Source organism: Paraburkholderia sp. BCC1885, assembly GCF_900996235.1.
GTDB lineage: Bacteria > Pseudomonadota > Gammaproteobacteria > Burkholderiales > Burkholderiaceae > Paraburkholderia.
The window spans coordinates 171,145-179,305 of record NZ_CAAJGM010000066.1; the positions used below are offsets into that span (position 1 = coordinate 171,145).

At 64.2% G+C, this 8,161-nt stretch carries 8 protein-coding genes; 4 read left to right on the top strand and 4 right to left on the bottom strand.

Going from position 1 to position 8,161, the window contains the following annotated elements:
• Nucleotides 1-18: 18 nt before the first annotated feature.
• A complete protein-coding gene (rarD, locus tag FQ755_RS05955; protein WP_144152057.1) occupies nt 19-915 on the bottom strand; it encodes an EamA family transporter RarD in 897 nt (298 codons plus the stop codon).
• Nucleotides 916-1,273: 358 nt separating this feature from the next.
• Here rarD and egtD point away from each other — a divergent pair, with 358 nt between their 5' ends.
• On the top strand, nt 1,274-2,242 hold the full coding sequence (gene egtD, locus FQ755_RS05960) for an L-histidine N(alpha)-methyltransferase (RefSeq protein WP_144152060.1): 969 nt from the start codon (nt 1,274-1,276) through the stop codon (nt 2,240-2,242).
• Nucleotides 2,243-2,323: 81 nt separating this feature from the next.
• On the opposite strand, the gene FQ755_RS05965 is transcribed toward egtD, so the two are convergent.
• Nucleotides 2,324-2,620, bottom strand: coding sequence for an acylphosphatase (locus tag FQ755_RS05965; protein WP_144152063.1), 297 nt, complete (start codon nt 2,618-2,620; stop codon nt 2,324-2,326).
• Between the two features lie 151 nt (nt 2,621-2,771).
• Between FQ755_RS05965 and hpnA the strand changes: the two genes are divergently transcribed.
• Nucleotides 2,772-3,782, top strand: coding sequence for a hopanoid-associated sugar epimerase (gene hpnA, locus FQ755_RS05970; RefSeq protein ID WP_144152066.1), 1,011 nt, complete (start codon nt 2,772-2,774; stop codon nt 3,780-3,782).
• A 173-nt stretch (nt 3,783-3,955) separates the two neighbouring features.
• A complete protein-coding gene (locus FQ755_RS05975; RefSeq protein ID WP_144152069.1) occupies nt 3,956-4,456 on the top strand; it encodes a hypothetical protein in 501 nt (166 codons plus the stop codon).
• A gap of 165 nt (nt 4,457-4,621) precedes the next feature.
• On the opposite strand, the gene FQ755_RS05980 is transcribed toward FQ755_RS05975, so the two are convergent.
• Together FQ755_RS05980 and hpnC are read right to left on the bottom strand one after the other, a co-directional pair.
• On the bottom strand, nt 4,622-5,797 hold the full coding sequence (locus tag FQ755_RS05980; protein ID WP_144152072.1) for a glycosyltransferase: 1,176 nt from the start codon (nt 5,795-5,797) through the stop codon (nt 4,622-4,624).
• Nucleotides 5,797-6,669: a squalene synthase HpnC gene (gene hpnC, locus FQ755_RS05985; RefSeq protein WP_409937161.1), complete on the bottom strand. Its 873-nt coding sequence runs from the start codon at nt 6,667-6,669 to the stop codon at nt 5,797-5,799. Before hpnC ends, FQ755_RS05980 begins: the two co-directional genes overlap by 1 nt.
• Nucleotides 6,670-6,965: 296 nt before the next feature.
• Here hpnC and ispH point away from each other — a divergent pair, with 296 nt between their 5' ends.
• On the top strand, nt 6,966-7,910 hold the full coding sequence (gene ispH / locus FQ755_RS05990; RefSeq protein WP_144152075.1) for a 4-hydroxy-3-methylbut-2-enyl diphosphate reductase: 945 nt from the start codon (nt 6,966-6,968) through the stop codon (nt 7,908-7,910).
• Nucleotides 7,911-8,161: the final 251 nt, after the last annotated feature.

The following is an 8,161-nucleotide window of genomic DNA, read 5'->3' on the forward strand; positions in this document are numbered from 1 at the left end:
GTCCTCCTTGCCGTTGGGTCAGCGCGGCGCGAAGCGGACCAGCCGCACGCCATGCAAGGCCGTCAGCCCCACCGCCAGCCAGATGGGCACATAGGTGGCCAATTGCTGCGCGGTCAACGTCTCGCCAAGCAGCGTCACGGACACCAGCACCAGCAGCACCGGTTCCACATAGCCGAGAATGCCGAACAGCGCCATCGGCAACAGGCGGCTCGCTTTCAGATACGACGCCAGCGCCACCGTGCTTAGCGCGCCGAGGCCGGGCAGCAGCAGACCCAGCATGTCGATGCGGCCGGCCAGCAGCTTGAGCGATCCTCCCGTCACGATCTGCACGACAGCCACCGGCAACAACAGCGTCATTTCGAGCGCGAACGCGGCTAACGAATCCGCGTTGATCTTGCGGCGCAGCACGAAATACGGCGGATAGCCGAGCGCGACCAGCAGCGTCGGCCAGGAAAATGCGCCAGTCACCCAGACTTCATGCGCGACGCCGACGGCCGCGCAAATCACCGCGAGCCACTGCAATCCATCGATGCGCTCGCGATAGTAGAAACGTCCCACCAGCACCATCGTCAGCGGCAACAGAAAGTAGCCGAGCGACACTTCCAGCAGGCGTCCATGCAGCGGCGCCCACAGAAACACCCACAGTTGCACGCCGAGCATCGCCGCGCTGACAACCAGCGCGAGACCGACGCGCGGCTCGCGTACACCTCGCGCCACCAGATGCCCGAAGAGCGGCAAGCGCTGCCGTAGCGCGAGCAGCATAAGCGCGCCGGGCACGGTCCACACCACGCGCCATGCAAAGACGTCCAGCCCGCTTAACGGCGCCAGCAATTTCACATACGCGGACAGCAGCGCAAACAGCGCCGACGCGCACACAGAGAGCGCGATACCGCGTCCTGGTTCATACTGATTCACGGGACAACCCGCCACGCCGCGCTGCTATTCGTCATTCGTTTCAATTTGATGTCGGAAGCGGGCATTCTAGACGGGTTGTCAGCAAGCGGCCGCGCGCATATGCAATTAGTCGTGCATGACGGCCTTCGATGAACTAGAACGTAACTTCACGCGCGCGCCGGTTAAGCAGCACGCCGCCACGTGAGGCGCGCGCAAGCGCGGTTCTTGCTTGATCACCCCAGCCTGTCCGGCGGATTCGCCGTCCATGCGGACTCAAGGTCCGCATTTCCCAGGCGCGTGCGGCACCTTCGCGGTGGTGCACGCCCGTACCCTGACCCAGACAGAAGATCGTCACCGGAATGTGAAAACTGGAGCAAGCATGACCCAGCCAGCCCTATCGCAAGACGTCTCGCCTGAATTTGTCGCCGAGGTTCGCGCCGGACTCACCCACGCGCCGCAGAAGGAGTTGCCGTCCAAATACCTCTACGACGAAGTCGGTTCCGCGCTGTTCGAAGTGATCACGGTGCTGCCCGAATACGGCGTCACGCGCGCGGAGGAACGCCTGCTCGCCACGCATGCCGCGGACATCGTGGCGCATCTGCCGCATGACGTAACCGTCGCCGAACTGGGCAGCGGCAGCGGCCGCAAGACCCGGCGAATTCTTGAGGCGCTGTGTAAAAAGCGCCCCACCTCTTACTTCCCGATTGAAATTTCGCGCGCCGCGTTGCAATTGTGCCGGCGCGAGCTGGGCGACATCGAACGTATTTCGATTGTCGGTTACGAGCGCGATTATCTGGCCGGCCTTGCGGAGGTCAGCAAAAAGCGCGCGGACGGCGAGCGTCTGCTGGTGCTGTTCCTCGGCAGCACGATTGGCAACTTCAGCCGGCTTGCGGCGACGCGCTTCCTGCGTTCCATCCGCAGCATGCTTGCGCCTGGCGACGCATTACTGCTCGGCACGGACCTGGAAAAGCCGATCCCCACGCTGGTCGCCGCCTACGACGATGCGATCGGCGTCACGGCGTCTTTCAATCTGAATTTGCTGGCGCGCATCAACCGCGAACTGGGCGGCGATTTTCCGCTCGATGCCTTCGAGCACGTGGCGCGTTTCAATCCCGACGCACGCAGCATCGAAATGCATTTGCGCGCGCGGCGTGCCGTCACGGCGCATATCCGGGCCGCGCAACTGACGGTGACGCTGGAAGAAGGCGAAACGATCTGGACCGAGAGCAGCCACAAATATCGCGCGGAAGAAGTCCATGCGATTGCCGACGATGCCGGCTTCGTGTGCAGCCATCAATGGGTCGAGGACGATTGGGGTTTTGCAGAAAGCCTGCTGGTCGCACGGTAGCGGCCCCGGCGCGAGGCAGCGCATCCGGTCAGGTGCGTTGCGCGTGTACGTCTCTTGCGGGCGCAATACCCCGTTCGATTCTCAATGCTGCTCGAAGCGTTCGTAGCGTTTTTCCGTGTACCGTTCTTCGCCGGCCACTTCGCTGACGCGGGCGGCCGGCGGTCCGTGGCGCAGCCACGAGAGCATCCGGTCCACCTGATTGGCCGGTCCCTGCAAGATGGCCTCGACCGAGCCGTCCTCGAGGTTGGCCACCCATCCTCTGATGCCGAGTGCGTGCGCCTGGCGCACCGTCGCGTGACGGAAGCCGACGCCTTGCACGACGCCGCGTACCCGCACGTAATAGGTTTCGATCCGCGAATCGAGATCCGGGGCTGTCATGCCGTCCTCTCCATGCAATGCAAACTTTCAAGCCGGCATTCTAGACGCGTCGCGCTGAGTTTGCCTGGCGCACGTTGGGTGCGCGCGACGCGACACGCAGTACGCGCGCCACGTACAATCCGACGACCGCCACGCAGGGAATTGGAAAAGAATGATGGATCAGAACCGCGATCTCGTACTCGTCACCGGGGCCTCCGGCTTTGTCGGCTCAGCCGTGGCGCGCATCGCGCAACAGAAAGGTTTCAGGGTGCGCGTGCTGGTGCGCGCCACCAGTCCGCGCCGTAACGTCGAGGCGCTCGATGCCGAAGTCGTCGTGGGCGACATGCGCGACGAGGCGTCGATGTGCGCCGCGCTGCGCGGCGTGCGCTATCTGCTGCACGTCGCCGCCGACTACCGGCTGTGGGCGCCGGATCCCGGCGAAATCGAGCGCTCGAATCTGCAAGGCACCGAAGCCACCATGCGCGCGGCGCTCGCGGAGGGCGTCGAACGCATCGTGTACACCAGCAGCGTGGCCACGCTGAAGGTGACGAGCTCCGGCCAGTCCGCCGACGAAACGTCGCCGCTCAAGGCCGACCAGGCCATTGGCGTCTATAAGCGCAGCAAGGTGCTGGCCGAGCGTGCGGTGGAGCGGATGATCGCCGAGGACGGCCTGCCCGCCGTGATCGTCAACCCGTCGACGCCAATCGGCCCGCGCGACGTGAAGCCCACGCCGACTGGCCGCATCATCGTCGAAGCCGCGCTCGGCAAGATCCCGGCCTTCGTCGATACCGGGCTGAACCTCGTGCATGTCGACGACGTCGCGGCCGGGCATTTCCTCGCGCTCGAACGCGGCAAGATCGGCGAGCGCTATATCCTCGGCGGCGAAAACCTGTCGTTGCAGACCATGCTCGCCGACATCGCGGCGCTCACCGGCCGCAAGGCGCCCACCATCAGCCTGCCGCGCTGGCCGCTCTACCCGCTCGCGATGGGCGCGGAAGCCGTCGCCAAAATCACGAAGCGCGAACCGTTCGTCACGGTCGATGGTCTGAAGATGTCGAAGAACAAGATGTACTTTACGTCCGCGAAGGCGGAACGCGAGCTTGGCTATCGCGCGCGGCCTTACCGCGAGGGCCTGGCCGATGCGCTGGAGTGGTTCAGGCAGGCGGGGTATCTGAAGGCGTGAGGAAGGGCCGCGTGCAAGGACCGGTCGCGGGCGCCGGTGGACCGCACGCTTTGAGCCAGGCCAGCCCTCTCGCGCCGACCCGCACGCACTTTGTTACAACGTCGCCCGACCCGCGGCGGGTCAAAGCCCGCGCGCAGCAGGTAAAATCGCGGGTCTTACCAGAGAATCCTCGCATGAACCTTCACGAACAGCTCGGCGCGCTTGAAGTGGGCGTCGATCAGCTCATTCAGGCTGTCGTGGCCCCGCAGGCCCGCAATATCCCCGAAACGAACGCAGCATCGGCAGCATCTGAGACGGCTGAAGCCGCGGCGGACGCTCAGGCCGAAACCGTCGCGGCCACGCCTGAAGAAAAGCCTACCTTGTCGATTGGCCGGCCCGAGCAGAACGTCATCACCATGACGATTGGCGGCAAGACCGTGTCGCTGCATCCCGAGCAGGTGGGTCAGTTGATCGAGGAATTGTCGAACGCACGCGCTTCGATGATGCCGGAACCGGCAATGGGCGTGCCGCCCGGCTGGCGCTTCGTGTCGACGAAAAATCCGGCGGTGGCCGTGCAGAAGCAGTCGAATGGCGACCGCCTCATCATCATGCGTCACACGGGACACGGCTGGGTGCCGTTCACCTTCTCGCCGGACAATGTGATCCAGTTGTACGCGTTGCTGACGCAGCGCTGAGCGTCCGGCGTTAAGTGCCTACCGTTAAGTGCCCAACGTTAAGCGCCCGGCTGTGAATCCCCAGCATTGTTGAGTCTCGCATGGCGGCGCGTTCCGCGCCCGCCATTCGCTCTCTGCCGTCGCAAGGGCGAGACGGGCAAATCGGCCCCGTCCCCGCGCGCGCTCTCAGCGATCCTGCTGCACCGGCGCCTGCACGCGCGCCTTCCACTGACCACCCTTGCCACGCCAATAGCGCACCGCCGACGCAAATGTCGCGCCGACATAGAACAGCGCCACCAATGGCAGGAACGGCGCCCACAGCGGCGAGCGGCCGTAATAGCGCAGCATCGGCGCATACGCGCAGCACATGGCCGCCCAGGCGAGCCACGCCGGCAAACCGCGCGGCCCCAGCTCCAGCGCGGCCAGCGGCGGGATCAGATAGATGATCGCCATGCCCGCCAGGGTGCCGGCCAGCAGCCATCCGGAGTAATGCAATTGCGTGAACGCGGTACGCGCAATCATGTTCCAGATCTCGCGCCAGTTGTCGTAAGGACGCAGCGAGACGCTGCGCGCGGCCACATCCAGACGGATCGGATGGCGCCCCTCGCCGCGATGCTTGATGCGCGCGGCGAGACTGCAATCGTCGATCAGCTCGGCGCGGATCGACTCGATGCCGCCCGCCTCTTCCAGCGCCGTGCGCCGCACCAGCATGCAGCCGCCCGCAGCCGCCGCCGTCTTGTTGCGCGGGTTGTTGACCCACGAGAACGGATACAGTTTGGCGAAGAAAAACACGAACGCCGGAATCAGCGCCTTTTCCCAGAAGGAGTCGCAGCGCAACCGCACCATCAGCGAGACCAGATCGCGCTTTTCGGCGTCGGCGCGGGCGACGAGCTGCGTCAGGGCATCCGCGGGATGGCCGATGTCCGCGTCGGTCAGCAATAGAAAATCCGCCGGTAGCCCAAGCGTGCGCACCGCCTCGATACCCTGCGACTGCGCCCACACCTTGCCCGACCAGCCCGGCGGCAGCGGCTTGGCGGTGAGCACCGTCAGGCGCTCGGGACACTGCAGCGCCAGCGCCGCGGCGCGGGCAGCGTCGGCGGTGCCGTCGGTGCTGTGGTCGTCGACGACGATCACGTGGAAGTCACCCGCGTACTCCTGCGCGAGCAGCGTGCCGACCGCGCGCGTGATGACGTCGGCTTCATTGCGGGCCGGCACCACGGCGGCCACCGCTGGCCATGTTTCGCGCGGCGTGCTCGCGAGAGACGGCGCCGGACGGACTCGCCAAAAGCCGCCACGGGCAAACAGCAGCACGACCCAGATCAACAGGGAGATGCACGACAGACCAAACAGAACCACCTGCATTAAACGTTGCCCTCAATCGAAGTGACGCGCACACCGACGCGCCGGGACAGCCACATGGCGAGCGCGCGCGCCGTGACGACAAACCAGTCGAAGCCATCGAGCGCCGGACGATGACGGAACACATCATAGCCGGCCCGTTCGATGCGCTCCAGAATCCGCAGGCCACCATGGACGATGCCGCACAGCACCAGCCCCGCGCGTCCGGGAATGCGCAGCGCGAGCGGCGCGCCGCGCACCAGCATGGCACGCGCGTAGCCGACTTCGTAAGCCATCAAGGCGCGCCAGGCATCGTCCGCTACGCCGCCGGCCAGATGGGCCTCGGTGACGTTAAAGCGCCCAAGGTCGCTCTGCGGCAGATAGATGCGGCCGCCTTTGAAATCGGTCGCAATGTCCTGCCAGAAATTGATCAGATGAAGCGCGGTGCAGATCGTATCCGAATCGGCGAGATTGGCGGGCGTCGCGGCATCGAACAGATGCAGCATCAACTGACCCACCGGATGCGCGGAGCGGCGGCAATAGTCGAGCATGGCCGGCCGGTCGGCGAAGCGGGTGATGTCGATCTCCTGGTCCAGCGCCGACACGAGGTCATAGAACGGCGCGAGCGGCAGCTTGTACTGCGCGACCACGCCGGCCAGCTTGCCGAACATCAGCGGATGAACCGGCGCCATTGCACCGTTGGCCACCGCGTCGAGGCCCGCGCGGAAATCGGCGAGGCGCGTGTGACGCTCGGCGGCGCTCCAGTCGCCTTCCTCGACGAGGTCGGCGGCCGTGCGGGCAACCTGATAGATCACGCCAACGGGCACGCGCAGCGCCTTTGGCAGCAGCACGCTGGCGATCGGCAAGTTTTCGTAGTGATCGGCTTCCACTTCCATACGATGCGCCTCAAATATAGAAGTAATGCGGTTGTAAACCTTAACCGCAGGGCCGTATAGTTTAAGGGTTCCGCAGGGCGGCTGCAGCGTGCAATTAATACCGCATGGACGCCGCTGGCCGCCTCGCCCGACCCTTCCGAAGAGCAAAGCTCGTCCGATAGCGTTAGAATGCGCGTTTGGTTTTCGTCTACCGGCTTTACGCCGGATTTTAGACATCAATTAATATCAATGTCGCGGCGATAAAGTCGTTTTTACCGACTTCCTCGAAACCTGCGTCAGTCGGAGTTCGGCAGCCTATGCGAGTCATCCTTGCTCAACCCCGTGGCTTTTGCGCGGGGGTGGTCCGGGCGATCGAAATCGTCGATCGCGCGTTACAGCAACACGGCGCACCGGTGTATGTGCGTCATGAAATCGTCCACAACCGCCACGTGGTGGACAACTTGCGCCAGAAGGGCGCGCGCTTTGTCGAAGAACTCGACGAGGTGCCGCAAGGCGCAGTGGCGATTTTCAGTGCACACGGTGTGGCGCAGACCGTCGAACGCGACGCGGAACAGCGCGGCCTCGACGTGCTCGACGCGACCTGCCCGCTCGTCACCAAGGTCCACGTGCAGGGGCGCCAATATGTGGCGGCCGGCCGCACGCTGATCCTGATCGGCCACGCGGGGCATCCCGAGGTGGAAGGCACAATCGGCCAGATTCCGGGCAAGGTGCTGCTGGTGCAGAGCGAAGCCGAAGTCGCGCATCTGGACTTGCCGCTGGACACGCCGCTGGCTTATGTGACGCAGACGACGCTGTCGGTGGACGACACACGCGGCATCATCGATGCCTTGCTGCGACGGTTCACCAATATCGTCGGCCCGGACACGCGCGATATCTGCTATGCGACGCAGAACCGGCAGGCCGCCGTGCGCGAATTGAGCACGCAGGTTCAGGTTTTGTTGGTGGTTGGCGCGACGAATAGCTCGAACTCGAATCGCTTGCGCGAGATTGGCAGTGAGACCGGGGTTGCCAGTTACCTCGTTGCCGATGGGTCCGAAGTTAAGGCGGAGTGGTTTGCCGGTGTGCAGACAGTGGGGATTACCGCTGGTGCTTCCGCGCCGGAAGAGATGGTCGAGAATGTGATTGATGCCCTGCGGGCGCTGGGGCCGGTTGACGTTTCTACCATGGCTGGGCGTGAGGAGAAGGTGGAGTTTAAGCTGCCTGCCAAGTTGATGCAGCCTCTTGCTGTTCGGGAGGTTTAAGGTTTTTTTGTTTTTTTGTTTGTCTGGCTGACGGCTTTGGGTGCTGTTCTTCTGGCTGCTTTGGGCTTTGGCCTTTCCTTGCTTTGTTAGTGGTTTGCTTGCGATGCCCCTGTGCGGGGCGGCACTTACTTTCTTTGCCGCCGCAAAGAAAGCAACTGTATTGAAGGTCAAGTGTCAGGGGTTCATTCGATCATGATTTCGGCGGACTCCAGGGGGTGGCGTCACGCATCATGGCGTTGAGCCGGATGAGC

Excerpts from the sequence above, each read along its gene's own strand:
- ispH (WP_144152075.1), top strand. The coding sequence starts at position 6,966 with ATGCGAGTCATCCTTGCTCAACCCCGTGGCTTTTGCGCGGGGGTGGTC.
- FQ755_RS05980 (WP_144152072.1), bottom strand. The coding sequence starts at position 5,797 with ATGCAGGTGGTTCTGTTTGGTCTGTCGTGCATCTCCCTGTTGATCTGG.
- hpnA (WP_144152066.1), top strand. The coding sequence starts at position 2,772 with ATGATGGATCAGAACCGCGATCTCGTACTCGTCACCGGGGCCTCCGGC.
- FQ755_RS05965 (WP_144152063.1), bottom strand. The coding sequence starts at position 2,620 with ATGACAGCCCCGGATCTCGATTCGCGGATCGAAACCTATTACGTGCGG.
- hpnC (WP_409937161.1), bottom strand. The coding sequence starts at position 6,669 with ATGGAAGTGGAAGCCGATCACTACGAAAACTTGCCGATCGCCAGCGTG.
- FQ755_RS05975 (WP_144152069.1), top strand. The coding sequence starts at position 3,956 with ATGAACCTTCACGAACAGCTCGGCGCGCTTGAAGTGGGCGTCGATCAG.
- egtD (WP_144152060.1), top strand. The coding sequence starts at position 1,274 with ATGACCCAGCCAGCCCTATCGCAAGACGTCTCGCCTGAATTTGTCGCC.